The following is an 18,567-nucleotide window of genomic DNA, read 5'->3' as shown; positions in this document are numbered from 1 at the left end:
CTTGGGATCGGTCGGATCCGGGCGGTGGCGCCCAAAGTGAAACGGAGCGACGACAGGTCTGCTGCCCAAGGCCCCGACCCACACGCGTGTGGATGGGTATTTGAGCACTTGGGATCGGTCGGATCCGGGCGGTGGCGCCCAAAGTGAAACGGAGCGACGACAGGTCTGCTGCCCAAGGCCCCGATCCACACGCGTGTGGATGGGTATTTGAGCACTTGGGATCGGTCGGATCCCGTCGGTGGCGCCCAAAGTGAAACGGAGCGACGACAGGTCTGCTGCCCGAGGCCCGATCCACAGGCGTGTGGATGGGTATTTGAGCACTTGGGGCTCCGGCCGGAGCTCAGGGTGCCAAAGTGAATCGGAGCGACGACAGGTTTCCGAGTTCGGGCCGTAAGTCACCTTCGTGATGCTCCGCTTCAGGAAGCGGCAGGAGCCACCACGACCATTGAAACGCCACTTGGCATGAATCGCGTCGACGTCCACCTGTACGCCTGGAGGCGGCACCGGCGGGCGTTTGGGGACTTGGCCGAGCGCCGTCATGGTGTCAAGGCGGAGCGCCGAAGTTGATCCGGCGCTACCGACCTAACTCACTTGATCCTGGAGATTGAACGGTGCCCGGCGAAAACAAACGGTGCGGTCGACCGCCTAAGGTGAATGCTGAGATGCTCGCCAAGGTGGCGTCAACGCTCAGCGAGGTGACGGTTTCGGAGCTGAAGCGAGTAGCGAGGATCCATTACGGTCACGAGGGGAGTGCGACTCTCGTCGCGGAAGTTGCGCGTGCAGAGAAGATCCGGCGAAACACTCTCGGTTCAACGGCGGTGACCCTGCTTCGGGCAAGTATCAGCAATGCCGATGTGCGCACGAGCTTCCTGCCCCGGATTGAGTCGTACCCCGAAACCTCAAGCGGTCGGATTCCAGAGCCACTCTCTGAGGCGGCGGCTCGTATCGGCGAGAACGTGCGATGTGAAATTCTGAGGGCCATCGATATCGCGCATCGCGAGTTCGTCGATCGTCTCGTCTCCGAGCGTGACCGTCACCGGAAGGAAGTCGAAACTGCTCGTCAGTTAATCGTTGATCTTCGAGACGAGCTTAACTCCGTTCGTGCGATTCACACTAGCGCGAAGGTGGCTGCCTCAGCACCCTCACCTGCGCAGCAATCTTCCGCTCGCGAGAAGAATATCCTGTGTCGGTGCAACACGCAGCACGCCACTTTTCTATCGGGGAAATCCGTGGGAGAGGTCCATCGCTCTTCGGGAGAGCGTTTCCGCGATCCGCGAAAGACTAAAAAGCGGGACGTGCACCGGCGGGGCAAGCGCGGTGCTCGCAAGTCGGGGCGACGACGGTGTCGCTGATTCGTTGAGTTGGCTGGATATCGGCGTATCCGAAGGATCCGCGACCAAAGCCTTTCGGCCAGCTCTGGTCAGTAGAAGCAAATGTTTAGAAACGCTCAATTTCGAAACGGTCAGTTTCGAATCGATTTGGTTCTGATCTCGGTGTGTTCGCGGCGAGGTCCGCAAATAGCCTCGATTTCCTCAGCCTAACGGGATTTGAATGGCTCCATTTCGAAACGCAATGATTCCAAATGCATGTTTCGAATTGATGTGAGTCTTCGCTCCTCGAATGAAACGAGGCAACGAATTTGGCTCTTGGCTAGGTGCGTCAATTAGGATGGCTCGGCGCCCCCTACTCGCCGGCAATCATCTCATCCACCTGCAGTCAGTCCCCCGATGTATCGGACTGCAGAGTTGGAGCAGAGATGGCCGAGAAGAACGAAGCTGGTGTGCGCGATATGAAAAGTGTTGGACGGCATCGTGTGTTCGATCGTGTGAGTGAGCGTGCTCTAACGTTGCGAGCGGAATCGATCAACAAGCGTCGTTCGCATTCGAACCCGTACCTGGAGCTTGACGTCCTAAAGGCATTGGCGAATGCCCTAATGTCCATGACATAAGTCGGGGACTTGGCGTCGAGGATGAGCACCGATATGGTGTCCGCGAATCCAACCACTGCCCCTCTGGAGAGATCGAACATGGCCCGTGCGCTTGAAATCACTTGGCAGCAGCGCCTCGCAGCGGCGAGCGGCGAATTGCCTGCGCGAATTCGTTACACCCGTAAGTCCTCGGAGCAGGAGGATCGGCAGGTGACATCCTTCGGGCAGCAGATCGAGGCGATGGACAAGCGCTGGGGGTCGCTCTCAAGTAACTGGTGCTGGCAGGACAGCAAGAGCGGCAAGAACCTGAATCGACCGGCGCTAACGGATCTCCGCGCCTTCTGTCGCGCCAACCCACGCCCCAAGCAGTCGCCAGGTCACGTGGAGATTTACGATGTCTCTCGACTGGGACGACCGCTTGGTGACGACGGCAAGCCTGATACGCGGGCGCTAATCGTGCTCGAGGCTGAGCTCGAGGCATTCAATTGGAAGGTCCGCTACGTAACGACCGAAAAGAGCGGCAACTCGCTGCACGATACCGTCAACCTCATCTTCGAGACGCACGGAGCGAGCAGCTACCTAGCGCAGCTCAAGTCAAACATTCGACGGGGCAAGCGCTCGCGAGCCGCGAACGGGTTCTGGACCCATAGTCACTCCCCCTTCGGAACGAATCGCGCGGAGGTCGGCACTGGCCGCATCATTCCGACGGGGCAGAAGGCGACACCGGGAAGCGGCGGTCTGAAGCTGGTGCCGAATGAGGAGCAGCTCGCGGTGTGGGAGAAGGCTGCGCGGCAGGTGGTCGCCGGCAACTCGCTGAAGCGCGTATGCGAGATGCTATACGATCAGGGCGTGCGGGCGCCGCGAGGCGCTGGCACGAAGGGGTTCGGGCACAGTTCCCTCAAAAAGCTGCTCACCAATCGGGCGCTCATCGGCGAGGTCTTGCTGCAGACGGGGGACGGTGACGTCGCTGAGGGGTCCAGCGAGAAGTGGGTAAAGGCTCAGTGGTCGCCGATGGTAGACATGGAGCTGTTCAACAAGGTCTGCGAGGTGCTCGCGGAGCGCGGGGCGTCGCTGAAAGCAGGCTCCAATCGCAAGCGTTCCGACATCTTTCCACTTCGACCGATCTGTGCGCACTGCGGCCTTCCATACACCGGTGGACGCTACAGCCGTCGGCAGGGCGGCGCGCGGGCGTATACGCATCCGCGGCCCGGGATCACCCATCCCGAGGCGCGGCAAGCCTACGACGAAGCCGGATGTAAGGTGCGTTACATTGTAGCCGAGGACCTCGAGACACGAGTAAAGGATGCGATCTGCTCTCACCGCCTGACTCCGGAGTTTATGCAGTCACTGCGTGAGGTAGCGCTGAAGCAGTCCACCGGGGCCAACCGAGACGTCGCTCTCGCCGCCGTCTCGAAGCAGGTCACTGATACAACTCGCAGGTATCAGAACTGTTACAAGCTCGTGATGCTCCAGTTCGATCACGGCGAGGTTCCCGCTGACGATCCGATGCACGACGAGCTTCGCAAGCTGCGCGCAGAGCTCAGTGCGGCGAAGGACAAGCTCAAGGCGCTGGAGGCCTCATCAACAGCGAAATCGCCGGAGCAGAAGAGTGCCCGCATTGAGGAGCTCCTTCAGTCCAGCTCCTTCCTAGAACGCGCATGGAGCAAGATGTCGATCGAGCGGCAGAAGGCCTTGTTCGACTATTGGGTAGATCACGTCCTGATCGTGGTTGACGAGATCCCCGGTTACAAGCGCGCAAATCTGAAAACAGCGATCGTTGACCTCGCCATTCTTCCCAACGATCCGGTTCAGCTGAACCTCGAAACCGGCGCCCGCTATTTACGGAGCGCGGCTTCGATCTCCTCCAGCACCTCCGGAGATTCCTCGTCCAACCGTCGGTGTTTCAAAAAGGCTTCGGCCTCTGGAGAGCCAATCCTCCCCAGTGACCATGCCAAGTGCCGGCGTAACAAGACGTCCGCATCAGACCATGCGGCGACCAAAGCGGGAACGTCTCCAGCCGAGCCGGTATTACCGAGCACGATGGCTGCGTTGCGGCGGAGTCCGGAGCGCTTCGCGCGCTTCATGGCTGACCCGCGAAACAATTCGGTGTACTCGGAGACGTCCATTCCTAGTAAGCGGAGCGCTAATTCCCGAGGCGGAACGCCGTCCAAGAACGGTCGCGGACGGAAGGGCGAACCCTCCTCGAGTTCTCTGGAGAACTTACGGTTGTACGGGCACACATCGTTGCACACATCGCAGCCGTAGAGCCACGAGCCCATCGCCTCGCGCAGCGCTTCGGGAATGGCCTCGCGATGCTCGATGGTGAGATAGCTGATGCACCGGTTTGCATCGAGCACGCGCGGCGCCGGGAGGGCGCCGGTGGGGCAGGCGTCGAGGCAGCGGGTGCAGGTGCCGCAGCGATCGGCGTCGAAGGGGGCACTGACCTCGAGCGCGAACTCGAGCAGCAGCGAGGCGAGAAAGAGATGGGAGCCGGCCCGCGGCGTGATGAGCATCGTGTTCTTGCCGAACCAGCCGAGCCCCGCGCGCTGGGCGAGATCGCGCTCCAGAATGGGGCCGCTATCCACGTACGGCCGGGCATTGATGGGATGCCCCACTTCGGCTTCCAGCCACCGATGCAGGTCGCGCACGCGTTCGCGAAGCACGGTGTGGTAGTCGTCGCCACGCGCATAGCGCGCCACCGGACCGGCCGGCGCGCGCCCGCCGTACGAGGCCGCCACGACCACGGCGTGGGTGGCCCCGGGGTGCGGCCGGCGCGCATCCGCGCGGAGCGCCGCCCCGTCTCCGGCGAGATAGTGCATGGTGCCGTGGAGGCCCGCGTCGAGCCACGCGGTGAACGGCGCGAGCGACTCGGGCACGCCCAAGGCCGCGACGCCCACAGCATCGAATCCCAGGCCGTACGCGTGCGCCACCAGCCGGCGCGTGAGTGAGTGCTCCACCGGAACGCGGGCGGCCGACCTAGGGCTGCCGCCCCACCCAGCGCGCGAAGTTGATCAGATCGTCGGCGGGCGGCACCGCATCTTCACTCCCGTACGCCGTGTACATGCGCCACCGCAGGTAGCTCACGGCCGGCAGCGGCAGAAACGGAAACCGCCGGTACCAGTGCCGGTGCCGAAAGCGCCACGCCACGCGCAACAGGTCTACCGCGAGAAACGGATTGACCAGCGCGCGACCGGCGAGCGTGAGCGAAAGGGAGAGCCAAGGCATGACAAAATCTACATCGCTTTTGCCGCCGGATCGGCTCAAGGTTGCCCGGCGGCGAGGCGATACTCTCAGCCGGCTGCCGACGCGGGTGCCATTTCGCCTTTCGGACCGCGTCCGTGTCAGAGCCCGATCGCCCCTCCGTGTCCCATTTCCCTGAACAGCAGGCGCGCCGTCGCCTCTGGGCCTGGTGGCGCGATTCGGTGGGCATCACCGTGGCCCTCCTGCTCGCCACGCTGGCGCTCTACGAAGCCGTCTCCAGCGCCCCAGGCCTCCCCTCGGCCGTGCGCGGCTGGCTCGACGCCGTTGGCGTCGCCCTGATCGTCGGACCGCTGTTCTCGTTCACGTTATACCGGCGTCATGTCGACGGCAAAGTGCGGGAGGTGGAGGCGCGCACCACCGGTCGCGCCTCTGGAAGTCCGCACCGAAAGGTCCGCTGGGCGATCCTTGGGGCCCTGGCGGTCATGGCGGTCATCACGGGGCTCATGACGGCCGTAGAGCGTCACGCGACGCTTGGCATCTATGACATTGGCAACGCCCTGAACATGGCGGGGCGTCAAAGGACCTACAGTCAGCAGCTGATTCGATTGGCGCCGCTGGTCCGACGGTCACGAATCGACTCTACCGAGTTCTCGAGCGTGGCGCAGCACATGCGGAGCGAGTCCGACTCGCTCGATCGGCTCGTCGCACGGATGCTCTCCTTCGAGGACGCCGAAGCCCGCATTGCCGAGGCGGCGCGGCGGGAGTCGAGTGCCGAACGCGACGCCCTACTGGCGGCCAGCGTAGCGTTCCTGTCCGGGGCGACGACCGCCGAGCGGGTGGACGAGCGGGCCGATGCCATGCTCGTGGCACAGGAACAGTTCGTCTCACGGCTGGCGGACCTGGCCTCAGTGAACATCCGCCGGATGCAGCGCGCGCAATGGACCTTTGGGCTGCTGCTGCTGGCCATGCTCATCGGCGTGGCGGGGTTGGTGGTGGAGCCGGTCGTGCGCCTCCTCAAGCGTCAGCATCTGGCGGTCTCGGCACGCAGTCTGGAGTTCGAGCGGCTGGCGATGGTGGCTCAGCGCACCAGCACGGCCGTCGTGATCACGGACGCCAGGCGGCGCATTGTCTGGGTCAACGCGGCCTTCTCCCGACTCACGGGATGGTCGCCCGAGGAGGCATACGGAAAAACGCCCGGCAGCCTGCTGCAGGGACCGGACACCGACCCGACGACCATTGCACTCCTCCGAGAACGATTGAACGCTGGGCTCTCCGTGCGCACGACGATTCTGAACCGCTCGAGAGACGGGCGGCCGTACTGGCTCGATCTGAGCATCGAGCCGTTGCGCGAGCGCGGGGAGCTCACGGGCTTTCTGGCCGTCGAGTCCGACGTCACCGACGCGATCGAGGCCCGAGATGCCCTGAGTCGCGAACGGGAGGCGCTCACGCGCACCACCGAACTCCTCGAGGAAGCGCAGACGGTCGCGCGCATGGGGAATTGGTCGGTCGCACGCGATAGCGATGTGGTGGAGTGGTCGCCGGGTACCTACGCGCTCTTCGGGCGCCCGGTGTTCGCCGGTCCGCCGTCGCTCCGAGATGCCCTCGAGCGCTACGCGCCCGAGTCCGTACCGCCGATGCTCGCCGCTCTCGAGACGGCCCGGCGCTCCGGCACTCCGTTCTCGCTGATCTTGCGAACGGCCGATCACAACCCGGCCGTGCGCTGGATTCGCGCGGACGGGCGCGCACGCATCGATGACACCGGGGCGATCGTCGGCGTGTACGGTATTCTGGTGGACGTCACCGAGAGCGTGGAGCGCGAAGCGGCGCTGACCGACGCGCAGAGGCGCGCCGAGGCCGCCAATCGCAGCAAGAGCGAGTTCCTCGCCAACATGAGTCACGAAATCCGTACACCGCTGACGGCCATCATCGGATACGCGGACTGGCTGCGCGACGAGGCGGCCCACGTGCCCAGCCTCGAGCAACAACACGCCCTCTCTACGATTCACCGGGCCAGTACCCATCTCCTGTCGGTCATCAATGACATTCTGGACCTGTCCAAGATCGAGGCGGGCAAGGTGGTGGCCGAACAGGTCGAGACCGTGCTGCCGTCGGTGCTCCTCGATGTCGAGAGCATCGCGCGAGCCCGGGCGGCCGCGAAGGGGGTGTCGCTCGAGACGCGTCTGCTCACCCCGATTCCTGAGCGAGTTCTGACGGATCCGACACGGATGCGGCAGATCCTGATGAATCTGGTGGGCAATGCCATCAAGTTCACAGAGCGCGGTCGGGTGCGGGTCGAGGTCGGCGTGCTGGTCGACGCTGGATCGCCACGCCTGCGCATCACCATCGATGACACCGGGGTCGGCATGACAGCCGAGCAGGTGCGCGAGCTCTTCCAACCGTTTCATCAGGCCGATGCGACGGTCACCCGTCGATTCGGCGGTACGGGCCTCGGCCTGTCCATTTCGCGGCGCCTCGCGCTGCTCCTCGGCGGCGATGTCTCGGTCGTCTGGTCGACGCCGGGGCAAGGATCGCGCTTTGCCGTGGAACTCCCGCTGCACGCGGTCGACGATGCGCGGTTGATCGAGCGCCTCGAGGCGATCGAGCCGGCGCGCGTCGATACGCCACGTCCGAACGCCTTGGCGGGAGTTCGCCTGCTCCTCGCCGAGGACGGTGAAGACAATCAGCGGCTGCTGCGCGTGCTGCTCGAAGCCGCCGGCGCGAACGTGACCGTGGTTGGGAATGGTCGCCTCGCGCTGGAGGCCCTGGACTGGGCGGCCGCGGCGGCGGCGCCGTACGACGTGCTCCTCTCGGACATGCAGATGCCCGAGATGGACGGGTATACGTTGGCCGCCGCATTGCGGGCGCGTGGCAGCCGTCTTCCCATCATCGCGCTCACGGCCCACGCCATGGCCGACGATCGGCGCCAATGTCTGGAGGCGGGGTGCAGTGATTATGCCGTCAAGCCGATCGATCGGGCGGCCCTCATTGCCACGATCGCGCGGTGGACGCGTCGTACGCCCCGCTCGGTTCCGGCGCTGGTGGCATCGACGACGGCCATGCACCGCGCGGCGACCGACGAGCCGGACCACCTCATCAGCGATCTCGCCGACGATCCGGATCTCGGACCGCTCGCTGAGGCGTTCGCCCAAGTCCTGCCCGATCGGATCGAGGCGATTGCCCTGCAGCGCCAGCAATCAGATTCGAGCGGTGGACGCCGTCTGCTGCACCAACTCAAGGGCGCTGCCGGTAGTTACGGATTCCCGACGATCAGTGAGACCGCCGGTGCCTTGGAGCTGGTCTGGGAATCCGAGGAGAACGCCGCTCCACTGCTGGAGCGACTGAGTACGCTCGCCGCGCAGGCCGGCCGGAGCGCCGGGCAGGGAGTGTCATGATGATCCTCGATCGACGTCAGGCAAATCATCACGCGTCGCAGCCGGTGGCGCAGCGGGTGCTCCTGATCGATGACGATGCGGATCTGCATCCGCTGGTCATGGGCATGCTGCGGGCCATCGGCGTGGAGACGGCGGGGGCGTTCGATGGCGAGGGGGGACTGCTCGTCGCGCGCGAACGGTTGCCCGACCTGATTCTCCTCGACCACGATCTCCCCGACTGCAGCGGCTTGGAGATCCTTGCGCAGATTCGGGCCGACAACCGACTGAGTGCCATCCCCGTGGTGATGGTGACCGGCACCGATAATCGTGATCTGCTGACGGCGTGCTTCAACGGGGGCGCGTCGGACTACCTACACAAGCCGTTTCACGGTGCGGAATTGCGCGGGCGCGTGCGTTCGGTGCTCGAGCGACAGCGGCTCCTGGCGGAGCTTGGACGCGCCGCGCACCTCGATACGTTGACGGGGCTGCCCAATCGCGCCCTGCTGCAGGCGCGGGTCTCCGCACAGCTCGACGCGCTGCGGGAGGGGCGGGCGCGTCCGTTTGCGCTGATGTTTCTCGATTTTGATCGCTTCAAGCTCATCAACGACAGCCTTGGGCATGATGTCGGTGACGAGTTCCTGCGTACCATCGCGCAACGATTGCGGAGCAACCTGCGGGCGGACGATACGATTGCGCGCGACGTGGACGGCTCCACAGTGGCCCGACTCGGCGGTGATGAGTTTGTCGTCCTCCTGCACGACGTAGACGACGCGGGGGCGCTGCTGGTGGCGGAGCGCCTGCGCGGTGCGCTGGAGCAGCCGTACGACCTGGGGGGACACCGTGTGCAGTCGAGCGCGAGCGTCGGCGTGGTCCACGTCACTCCGGCGTACGCCTCGACCGAGGCGCTGCTGCGCGACGCGGATATCGCGATGTACGAGGCCAAGGCGCGCGGGCGTAATTGCGTCGTGATGTTCACCGCCGCGATGCGCGAAGCGGTGCACGCGCGTGTCAATCTCGAGAACGCGCTGCGGGAGGCGGTTGGTACCGAACAGATCCGCCTCGTCTTCCAGCCGATCGTGTCACTGGAGACGGGCGAAATGATGAGCATGGAAGCCCTCGCGCGCTGGCGGCATCCCGTCCTGGGCGATATTGCGCCCGGGACCTTCATCCCTATCGCTGAAGAGACGCGGCTGATCGTGCCGCTTTCTGAGCAGGTGCTGCGCGAGGCCTGTCGACAGTTCGCCGAATGGCGACGGTCGATCCCGGGCTTCACCGCGCAGTACGTCAGTGTGAATCTTTCCCGCATCGAACTGACGGATGAGGGGCTGGTCGATCGGGTCCTCCGCATCCTCGAGGCCCACGGCCTTGAACCGGGGGCCTTGCAGCTCGAGGTCACCGAGTCACAGCTCATGCCGCAACGGCTCCTCGCGAGCGTGTACCTCGAGCGACTCAAGGCGGCCGGCATTCGCCTCGCCATGGACGATTTCGGCACCGGCTACTCGTCGCTCTCCTGTCTTCAGGAGTTTCCATTTGACGTGCTCAAGCTCGACCGCGCCCTCACCGAGAATGTCAGTCGCGGCCGCGGGTATGCCGCCTTGCTGCAGGCGGTCACGACTCTTGGCGAAAACCTTGGTCTGGAAGTGGTGGCCGAAGGCATTGAAAGCGCGGAGCAACTCGCGCTCCTGCAAGCACTGGGCTGTACCTATGGCCAAGGGTATCTGATCTGTCGGCCCATCGCGCCCTCGGCGCTGGTTGAATGGATGCGGCAATCGGCTCCTCCGATGTCGAGGCCTCTGTGACGACCCTCCTCGTACGTTCCGCGATTTCCCGACTGAAAGGGCTGGGGACCATCCCCACCGCGGCCATGCGACTGCTGTCCATCGCCGATGATCCGGCGGTCACGGAGGACCGTTTGAATGAGGCCATCGAGCTGGACCCGACGCTCAGCGCGCGCGTACTCAAGGTCGTGAACTCGGCGTTCTATCGTCGGCAGCGCGAGATTGCGTCGACGCGCGAAGCGACCCGCCTGCTGGGCCTTGCCGCCGTTCGCAACATCGCCATCGCGTCCGGCCTTCACCGGCTCTTCCGCGGGAATCGTTCGGTGCTGGGCTTCGACGCGGTCGAACTCTGGTCCCATGCCCTGGGCGTGGCCGCGCTCTCCCGGGAACTGGCTGTGGCCACGCGTCGCGTAGCGCCGGAGGAGGCGTTGTTGGCTGGGCTGTTGCACGATCTCGGTATCATTGCCGAGGCGCAGCTCTGGCCAGCGGAGTTTGCGCACGTGATTCAACGGATGACGGAAGGGGCGGTGACCACCTTCCGCGACGCTGAGCGGGACGCGTTGGGGATGTCGCACGATGAGACCGGTGCCCTGTTGTGCGAGGCGTGGAACCTCCCGGAGCGATTTGTTCACGTGTGTCGCTATCACCACGATGTCGGTCCGGCGGTCGCGGAAGGACTCGTGCTTCCCCTCATCGTGCACGTCGCCGACGTGCTGGCCGCGCGTGCCGGGCTGGGATTCTTGACGACCGCCGAGACGGCCGCGCCGGACCCGGCCGCGTTGGCGGCACTCGGTCTCTCGGAGGCTGATCTGACGCGTATCCTGGAGGTCGCGCAGGAGAGCGCCGATGTGCTGGCGGCCACCCTCGCGGACTAGTTGCGTGTAAATTGGCGCCATGGACTTCGCCGAATACCAGGAGCTGGCCGCCCGCACGCTCGGCCGCGACCGTACCCACGAACAGCAGCTGGCCAATGCCGCCCTCGGCCTCACCGGCGAGGCCGGCGAGACCGCCGAGATCATCAAGAAGCACCTCTTTCACGCCACGCCGCTCGATCAGGATGCGCTCGTGAAGGAACTCGGCGACTGCCTCTGGTACATCGCCGCCTTTGCCACGAACCTCGGTCTCTCCATGGACGACATCGCCCAGCGCAACATCGACAAACTGCGCAAGCGATATCCGGACGGGTTCTCGGCGGAGCGCAGCCGGAATAGAACGGAGTAGCGTATATGTGGGGCGCACACGTGTTGCGCATACATGCTGCGCATACGTACCGCGGGCACCGCGACACGTCTGCGCTCTACGTCTGCGCCCCACGTATGCGCGCCACGTATGCGCGCCACGTGTGCGCAACTCGTATACGCCGTTCCCCGCTCACCCCTCCGCCCCCGGCAACTCCACACTCACCTGCGTCCCCGCTCCCGGCGTACTGGCGAGTCGGGTGTTGCCGCCGAGCGCGTTGATGGCGCCGTAGACCATCGAGAGCCCCAGGCCAGAGCCGCGACCGGGGCCCTTGGTCGTGAAGAACGGATCAATGGCCCGCGCGAGCACGTCCGCGGGCATACCGCAGCCCGTGTCGCTGATCACGAGGCGCACGCCGGGGCGGGCGTCGGGGGCGATGCGGATGCTGCTCGTGGAAATGGAGATCAGCCCCGGTCCCCCGCTCTCGCGGATGGCGTCGCGGGCGTTGAGCACCAGTTCGGCGAGGATGTGCTGCAGCTGGTCACGCCCCGCGAACACGCGCGGGATCGTGGGGCAGAGGCGTTGCTGCCAGGTGATATCGCGCCCGAGCGCGGGGCGGAGCATGGCGTCGGCCTGCGCAATCACCTCGTTGAGATCGAGCGCTTCGCGCGCCACGATCTTGCGGCCGGTGAAGGCGAGCAACTGCGCCACGAGCGCGACGGCACGGTCGGTGGCGGTAAGCACGTTCGTGAGGTCGGCGCTGATGCGCGCGCCCCCGGCCAGTTCGTCCGCGTCCTGCTGGGCGAACACGACGTTGCCGCGGATGATGGCGAGCAGATTGTTGAACTCGTGCGCAACGCCGGCCGCCATCTGCCCGACGGCCTGCATCTTCTGCGCATGTGCCGACGCGACGACGGCGGTCAGGGCCGCTTCGGCCTCCTCCTGCGCCGTGCGCAACTGCCGCTCGTACTGTTCGCGTTCGCGCACGTTGAGCAGCGCCATCTCAATGGGCGCGCGCCCCGCACGCTGGATCGCGTTCATGACGACCGGAATGGTCGTGCCATCCACATGGCGCAACGTGAGAAATGCGCCGTCGATGCTGCGCCCCAGCGCGAGCACCGGGCGTAGCTGCGTTTCGAAGAGCAACTGGCTGGGCGCCGTGAGCAGGTCGGGGAGCGCCGCTGGTGGCGGTCCCTCCTCGCGCCCCACCCACTGCTGCAAGGTGGCGTTGATCGCGAGGATCTGGCCGTTAAGGGCGCAGGAGAGCAAGCCGCAGGGCGCCTGCTGCCACGCCAGATCGGTCGTCGCCGGCGTCTCGGCGGATGGCGCGCCAACGGTCGTGGATTCCGCCAGGCGCCGATCGCGAAAGAGGCTGAGCGGCATGGGGCTATCCTGCCGCGGCGAGATCGAGCAGCGGCGCACCGGCCGGGCTGTCGAGGTAGGCGCGGATGGCCGCGATCGTCTCCGCCGGTTCGGTGAGCTGCGGGCAGTGCCCCGTGGCCGCCATCGCATGATAGGTGCTCTGCGGCAGATGCCGTGCGAGCCAATGCCCCACGGCTTCGGGGGCGATGGCGTCGTCGGCGCATTGCAGGATGAGCGACGGCACGGGCACGAGTGGGACGTCATCGCGATGATCGGAGAGGAAGGTCACCTCGGCGAAGCGTCGCGCGATGACGGGATCGGTGGCACAGAAGCGCGCTTCCAGCTCCGCCGCGTGCTCCGGCCGATCCAGATTGCCCACGACCAGAGGCGCCAGCGCCTGCGCCCAGCCGCGATAGTTCTGCTCCATCATGTCGAGGAGCCCCACGATGTCCGCGCGCGACATGCCGCCGGCGTACGTGGGCGGATCATTCAGATAGCAGGGCGACGGCCCTACGTGCACCAGCCGCGCAAAGCGCGACGGGCGCCGCGCCGCGGCGAGCATGCCGATCGTGGCCGCCACCGAGTGGCCGACGAACACCGCGCTCCGCGCGCCGACCGCCTCGAGTACCTCGAGCAGATCGGTCGCATAGCCCTGGAGCGTGCCGTACCGCGCCGGGTCGTACGCGCGCACATCGGAGCCACCGGCGCCGACGAAATCGAAGCGCACCACGCGGTGCGTGGGCTCAAAGGCGGGCGCCACGAAGCGCCACATCGCCTGATCACATCCGAAGCCGTGTCCGAAGACGAGCACGGGCTCGCCGCTGCCGGACACGCGGACGTTGTTGCGGAAGAGAATCGACATGCACCACACCAGCCGAAACCACGGGAACGCAACCCCGGGCCATCGTCGGTCCGAATGCCGCCGACACCACTCGTCCGCGCATCGCGCGCCAGGCGCGACGCGGCCTACGTCAGGAACGAACGGCCGTCATAGGGAGTATCGGCCGCCACGCCAAGAAGCTGCAGTGCGCTGGGCACGACATCCGTCGTTCGTTGTGGCAGTTGTGCCGGTGGTGTATCGATGAGGAGCGGCACGAGCATCTGATCCCGCAGGAGCGCGCCGTGGGTCGATACGTGTTCCACCGGTTCAAAACGCGCCCGGAGGTCCCAGTCCGGCGCCGCCGACACGATGCAATCCCCGGCGCGCGACGAAATCGCCAGCCAGCTCAATTGCACCACGGCGTCGGGATACGGTGAGGCTTGCGTCACCTCCCATGCGGCCTGGAGGTCGAGCCGGTCGTGCCGCCCGCCGAGGCAGAGCGGATCGCCACTGGTGGGCTCATACGTCCAGCGCGTCGTGGCGCGGTCGCCGTGTCCGTCTTCATGCAGATGGACATGCGCCGAGCCCCGCGTGGCATGGCGCACCTCGACATCATGGGCACTGTGGGCGACCATCAGCAGATCCACCGACGCGCGCTGCAGCAGCCGGTCGGCGAGCCCGGACCAGCGCGGGGCCAGTTCCCCCCACCAGCGCCGCGTGCGCTCGGCGGGCGCGAGATACAGGTGCGCCATGGCATTGCCGCCCACCATGAGCGCCACGTCGGGGCGTCGCGTCCCAAGCTGCGGATGCGCCAGCACGCGCAATCCTTCCCGCTCGAGCCAGCCGTGCAGGTCGTCGTGCTGCGAGACCGGCGCATGGCCGTGATCCCCGACCACCCACACATGCAATGCGTCGCCCCAGCCGTCCCGCTCGGCGAGGGCGAACGCCTGCGCGGCCGCGGCGTCGACATCGCCGATCGCACTACGCACCGCCGCCGAGCGACAGCCGAACTTGTGCGCGAACTTGTCGGGGCTGGTAATCGCCAGCACCGAAAAGCGTGGACGCACGCGGGCGAACCGCTTGAGGAAGCTGGCACTCGCTTCGCGCTCCACGCGCTGCCACCCGTGCAGATCGCCGCGGAAGTGGGCGGGCGAGGCGCGGCACATCCAGTAGACGGAGCGACCAATGCGGCCGTGCGTCGCGCCGCGGCCGATCATGCTCATCCCGGCCAGCGAGGGCGTGGCCAGCTCGAGCAGGGTCGGGGCGGTGGCCGTGACGTCCCCGTCGATGTGCCAGATGTCGATACCCGCGTAGCTGCGCGCCTGGTACGGCGACCAGCGGAGCGAGCGCGCGCGGTCGTACCAGCGGAGTCCGGGGAGCCCGACGTTGGCCGGGTGCCGCCCCATGAGGAACGGGACGTAGGCCGGGCCGGTGACTGACGGAAACGAGGACGACACCGCGTGCAGCCCACCGCGCTCCCGCAGGCGCTGCAGGGTGGGCGTGTTGCCGGCGTCCATCTCTTCCTGCATCACGTCGGGGCGTACCCCGTCGGCCACGATCAGCAGGAGCCGACGGTGCAGTGACTGCGCCTCGGTGATATCATGCGGGGACTCAGGCGACACGGGCGCGCGTCCTGACATGAGCCGCTCTCCGCCGTGTGCCACGCGTCGTCGTCGCTGTCCTGTCTCCCACCGTGTTCCTCATGGCGAAGTCCCGTCGCGCTCCCCGTACCGCTACCGGCAAGCAGGCCTCGCCCGTTACCCGGGCCGAAGCGGAGCACCAGTCGCTCGAAGGCCTCATTGAACGTACTCAGGAAGGCCATCGCAAGGCGGGGCGTGAGCCCGCCAGCGACAAGGGGATGATCTCGAGTGGCGCCCGTGTGGTGCGCCGCCGGATGGATCCCCGGAAGGTGGATCAGGCCATCCGTGACGTGCCAATGCTCACGGAAGACGAAAAGTTGCTGCAGATGCCGCGCGGCGAAGCGTCGGCCTTCACCCGTAGCGACCCGTGGCGCGTCATGCGCATCACGTCGGAGTTTGTGGAAGGGTTCGACGCGCTGGCCGATATCCAGAAAGGGGTCACGATCTTCGGGTCGGCGCGCACGGGGCCGGATGACCCCCAGTATCAGGCCGCGCGCGAGGTGGCCCGCTTGCTCGGGCAGCACGGTTTCTCGATCATCACCGGCGCGGGCCCCGGCATCATGGAAGCCGCCAACCGCGGCGCCAAGGAAGGCGGGGGGCATTCGGTCGGGTGCAACATCGAACTCCCCTTCGAACAGGGGGCCAACCCGTACGTCGATACGCTGGTGAATTTCCGCTACTTCTTCGTGCGGAAAACGATGTTCATCAAGTACTCGAACGCGTTCATCATCTTCCCGGGCGGGTTCGGGACGCTCGACGAGCTGTTCGAAGCGCTGACGCTCATTCAGACCGGGAAGATCTATCAGTTCCCCGTCATTCTCTTCGGGCGCCACTACTGGGCCGGTCTCGTGCGGTGGATCAGCTCGCGGCTGCTGGCCGAAGGGAAGATCTCGCCGGGCGATCTCGATCTGCTACTGATGACGGATGATCCGGCGGAGGCGGCGCAGGCGGTGATCGACGCGCACGCCGCGCAGACGGCGGCGCAAACGCTGCGCAACGACGGCTGACGCGCGCGGCTCAGTCGGCCGCGCGCTGCAGCAACGCGCGCACTTCGCGCAGCAGTTCTCGGCGCGTGAAGGGCTTGCCGAGGAACCGCGTGGGACCCGTCAGGTCCTTGTCGGTGAGCCCGCCTTCGACATAGCCGCTCATGAAGATGGCCGGCAACGCCGGCGCTTCGGCACGCAGGAGCTCCAGCATCCGGCGGCCGCCAAGCGTCGGCATCACCACGTCGCTGATCACGAGATCGATGCCTTGCCCGGCGGACGCGCACTCGCGCCAGCAGCGGAGCCCGTCCTGTCCGTTGGTAGCCACGAGGACGTCGTAGCCCGCATCGCGCAGAATACGCTGGGCAATCTGCCGCACGCCCTCTTCGTCCTCGACAAGTAGCACGGTCCCCGCGCCGGTGGCGGGCACCTCATCGGCGACCGACACCGGCTCCGTTGCTGCACCGCTGGCGAGCGGGAAGGCGATCGTGACCGTCGTGCCGACCCCCACCGCACTGTCGAGCCAGAGGCAGCCACCGTTGGCCTGCACGATCTCCTGCACGGTGGCGAGTCCGATGCCCGTCCCCTGGCCCTCGGCCTTGGTCGTGAAGAACGGCTCGCACGCCCGTGCGAGCGTATCGGCGTCCATACCGGCGCCGGTGTCCTGCACGATCACGCGGGCATGCGTGCCGCGCGTCACGCACTGCCCCTGGGCCGCGGGCGGCACGGGCTCCTGCGAGATCTCCGTGCGGATCGAGAGCCGCCCGCCGTCGGGCATCGCATCGCGAGCGTTCACCGAAAGGTTCACCAGCACCTGCTCCAGCTGACCCCCGTCGATCTCCACCGTACTCGTGCCGAGTCCGGTGTGCACCTCGAGGGCGATCTGCTCGCCAATCACACGGCGGAGCAATTGTTGCACGCCGCGCACGATCTGGTCCGGCTCCACCAGATGGCGTTGCAGGACTTCGCGACGGCTGAAGTGCAGCAGCTGCCGCGTGAGATCGGCCGCCCGCTGCACGGCCGCCCGCACTTCTTCGGCGTCGGCGTGCGCCTGGGTCGTGGGCGGTAGCTCGGCCAGCAGCAGCTCCGTATTGCCACCGATCACGGTGAGCAGGTTGTTGAAATCGTGCGCCACGCCGCCGGTGAGTCGCCCCATGGCTTCCATCTTCTGCGACTGCTGCAGCTGGCCCAGCAGCCCCGTCAGATGCGCGCGCTCGCGTTCGAGCTGCCGCATCAACCGGATCTGCTCCGCCTCGGCCGCCTGCAGTGCGGTGACATCGTGAAAGGACCAGAGGCGGCCGCGATGCCGTGGCGAGCGCACCGGGCGCGTATTGACCAGTAACGTGCGGCGTCGCGGGTGCAGCACATCCCACACCCAGTTCAGGCGCACGCCATCGCTGCTCGAAAAGAGCTGCTCCGCCTCCTGCTCCACATCGCGCGCGTTGCTCATGCGCTCGTGCAGCCCGCGCATGCCCTGGGCAATCGTGGCCGCCGGCACCACGCCGCTGGGAATGTCGAGCAACTCGCTGGCCGCTTCGTTCACGAGCGCGGTGCCGTGCTCCGCATCGGTCAGCACGATGCCTTCCTGAAGCGAGGCGAGGAGCACGTCGAGGCGAATGCGAGCGTGGCGATTGTCGCTGGCGGCTTCGACGAAGTCCAACTGCTCGCGCAGGGCGGCGGCGACGGTGCCCGGATCGTGCAGGACGTGCGCGGGCGGCTGATGGGGCTCTTGCCAGAGAACGTAGAGCGCGAGCTGGCCATCGCCCTGCATGGCGGGGGCGCTCACGCCCAGGGCACTGCCGCGGGCGCCCGCGAGCACCCAGCCGATGGGAGAGCGCTGGATGCGATCGGCATCGAGCAGCAACACGGGCTCGCGCTCCGGCCACAACGCCGGGTGCTCGAGGGTGAAGGGCTGGCTGGGGAGCTGTGGCGGATCGGCGAGCGCGAGCGCCGGATCGTGCCGATCGCTGTCGCGCACAAACAGCAGGACGTGATCGGCCGCGAGCAGGGTGCGCAGGTTGCGCAACGGCCACGATCCGGCACGCACCACGCGCCGTACAGTCATTCGAATCGCGTCCCGGGTAACCTGCGAACTGAGGAGGGTGCGGTGGCTGCCACGGGGCAGCCAGCGCGGATGCGCTCGTCGTCGGGCGCCACAACCATGCTCCCATGCATGGTGCCAAGACCGGCCCGGGGGAGCAATGGACTTTCCCTGACCCGGTCAGAAAAACTGGTACGAGCCGAACGGGAATCTTCGGACGCGGTTGTAGGGAAAAATACCGATTGATCAGATCGGGATTAGGTGG

The 18,567-nt window shown here is 66.3% G+C and carries 13 protein-coding genes; 7 read left to right on the top strand and 6 right to left on the bottom strand.

Translation table 11 applies throughout. The annotated features are described in order from the left end of the window. Positions 1 to 899: 899 nt before the first annotated feature. Positions 900 to 1,037, bottom strand: coding sequence for a hypothetical protein (locus K2R93_14840; GenBank protein MBY0491117.1), 138 nt, complete (start codon positions 1,035 to 1,037; stop codon positions 900 to 902). A gap of 989 nt (positions 1,038 to 2,026) precedes the next feature. Here K2R93_14840 and K2R93_14835 point away from each other — a divergent pair. Both K2R93_14835 and K2R93_14830 read left to right on the top strand, forming a co-directional pair. Next, entirely contained in the window at positions 2,027 to 4,192 is a 2,166-nt protein-coding gene (locus K2R93_14835; protein ID MBY0491116.1) for a recombinase family protein, read from the top strand. 47 nt (positions 4,193 to 4,239) lie between these two features. Then, a complete protein-coding gene (locus K2R93_14830; GenBank protein MBY0491115.1) occupies positions 4,240 to 4,875 on the top strand; it encodes a hypothetical protein in 636 nt (211 codons plus the stop codon). 28 nt (positions 4,876 to 4,903) lie between these two features. On the opposite strand, the gene K2R93_14825 is transcribed toward K2R93_14830, so the two are convergent. After that, positions 4,904 to 5,152, bottom strand: coding sequence for a hypothetical protein (locus K2R93_14825; GenBank protein MBY0491114.1), 249 nt, complete (start codon positions 5,150 to 5,152; stop codon positions 4,904 to 4,906). A 137-nt stretch (positions 5,153 to 5,289) separates the two neighbouring features. Here K2R93_14825 and K2R93_14820 point away from each other — a divergent pair, with 137 nt between their 5' ends. The 4 genes from K2R93_14820 to K2R93_14805 are packed head-to-tail and all read left to right on the top strand — an operon-like array spanning position 5,290 to position 11,498. Next, positions 5,290 to 8,520, top strand: a complete 3,231-nt coding sequence (locus tag K2R93_14820) for a response regulator (protein ID MBY0491113.1) — start codon at positions 5,290 to 5,292, stop codon at positions 8,518 to 8,520. Continuing rightward, entirely contained in the window at positions 8,517 to 10,298 is a 1,782-nt protein-coding gene (locus tag K2R93_14815; GenBank protein ID MBY0491112.1) for an EAL domain-containing protein, read from the top strand. Before K2R93_14820 ends, K2R93_14815 begins: the two co-directional genes overlap by 4 nt. Then, positions 10,295 to 11,152: an HDOD domain-containing protein gene (locus K2R93_14810; protein MBY0491111.1), complete on the top strand. Its 858-nt coding sequence runs from the start codon at positions 10,295 to 10,297 to the stop codon at positions 11,150 to 11,152. The genes K2R93_14815 and K2R93_14810 overlap by 4 nt, the downstream gene beginning before the upstream one ends. 19 nt (positions 11,153 to 11,171) lie before the next feature. After that, entirely contained in the window at positions 11,172 to 11,498 is a 327-nt protein-coding gene (locus K2R93_14805) for a nucleoside triphosphate pyrophosphohydrolase family protein (protein ID MBY0491110.1), read from the top strand. A 150-nt stretch (positions 11,499 to 11,648) separates the two neighbouring features. On the opposite strand, the gene K2R93_14800 is transcribed toward K2R93_14805, so the two are convergent. From K2R93_14800 to K2R93_14790, 3 genes are all read right to left on the bottom strand, one after another. Beyond that, positions 11,649 to 12,839: a hypothetical protein gene (locus K2R93_14800; GenBank protein ID MBY0491109.1), complete on the bottom strand. Its 1,191-nt coding sequence runs from the start codon at positions 12,837 to 12,839 to the stop codon at positions 11,649 to 11,651. Between the two features lie 4 nt (positions 12,840 to 12,843). After that, the gene (locus tag K2R93_14795; GenBank protein MBY0491108.1) at positions 12,844 to 13,680 is read right to left on the bottom strand and encodes an alpha/beta hydrolase; all 837 of its coding nucleotides are present in this window, start codon (positions 13,678 to 13,680) and stop codon (positions 12,844 to 12,846) included. 104 nt (positions 13,681 to 13,784) lie between these two features. After that, the gene (locus K2R93_14790) at positions 13,785 to 15,260 is read right to left on the bottom strand and encodes an alkaline phosphatase family protein (protein MBY0491107.1); all 1,476 of its coding nucleotides are present in this window, start codon (positions 15,258 to 15,260) and stop codon (positions 13,785 to 13,787) included. Positions 15,261 to 15,532: 272 nt separating this feature from the next. Between K2R93_14790 and K2R93_14785 the strand changes: the two genes are divergently transcribed. Further along, positions 15,533 to 16,285: a TIGR00730 family Rossman fold protein gene (locus K2R93_14785; protein MBY0491106.1), complete on the top strand. Its 753-nt coding sequence runs from the start codon at positions 15,533 to 15,535 to the stop codon at positions 16,283 to 16,285. A gap of 10 nt (positions 16,286 to 16,295) precedes the next feature. Here the strand turns inward: K2R93_14785 and K2R93_14780 are convergent, their stop codons facing one another. Then, complete coding sequence (locus K2R93_14780; protein ID MBY0491105.1) at positions 16,296 to 18,326, bottom strand: response regulator; 2,031 nt, start codon at positions 18,324 to 18,326, stop codon at positions 16,296 to 16,298. Positions 18,327 to 18,567 lie beyond the last annotated feature (241 nt).

This window comes from Gemmatimonadaceae bacterium, assembly GCA_019752115.1.
Taxonomy (GTDB): domain Bacteria; phylum Gemmatimonadota; class Gemmatimonadetes; order Gemmatimonadales; family Gemmatimonadaceae; genus Gemmatimonas.
This window is presented reverse-complemented; position numbering and strand designations above follow the sequence as displayed.

Bases quoted from the DNA above. Each gene is read 5' to 3' on its own strand.
- K2R93_14835 (MBY0491116.1), top strand. From the start codon at position 2,027: ATGGCCCGTGCGCTTGAAATCACTTGGCAGCAGCGCCTCGCAGCGGCG.
- K2R93_14830 (MBY0491115.1), top strand. From the start codon at position 4,240: ATGCTCGATGGTGAGATAGCTGATGCACCGGTTTGCATCGAGCACGCG.
- K2R93_14825 (MBY0491114.1), bottom strand. From the start codon at position 5,152: ATGCCTTGGCTCTCCCTTTCGCTCACGCTCGCCGGTCGCGCGCTGGTC.
- K2R93_14815 (MBY0491112.1), top strand. From the start codon at position 8,517: ATGATGATCCTCGATCGACGTCAGGCAAATCATCACGCGTCGCAGCCG.
- K2R93_14805 (MBY0491110.1), top strand. From the start codon at position 11,172: ATGGACTTCGCCGAATACCAGGAGCTGGCCGCCCGCACGCTCGGCCGC.
- K2R93_14800 (MBY0491109.1), bottom strand. From the start codon at position 12,839: ATGCCGCTCAGCCTCTTTCGCGATCGGCGCCTGGCGGAATCCACGACC.
- K2R93_14795 (MBY0491108.1), bottom strand. From the start codon at position 13,680: ATGTCGATTCTCTTCCGCAACAACGTCCGCGTGTCCGGCAGCGGCGAG.
- K2R93_14785 (MBY0491106.1), top strand. From the start codon at position 15,533: ATGGATCCCCGGAAGGTGGATCAGGCCATCCGTGACGTGCCAATGCTC.
- K2R93_14780 (MBY0491105.1), bottom strand. From the start codon at position 18,326: ATGACTGTACGGCGCGTGGTGCGTGCCGGATCGTGGCCGTTGCGCAAC.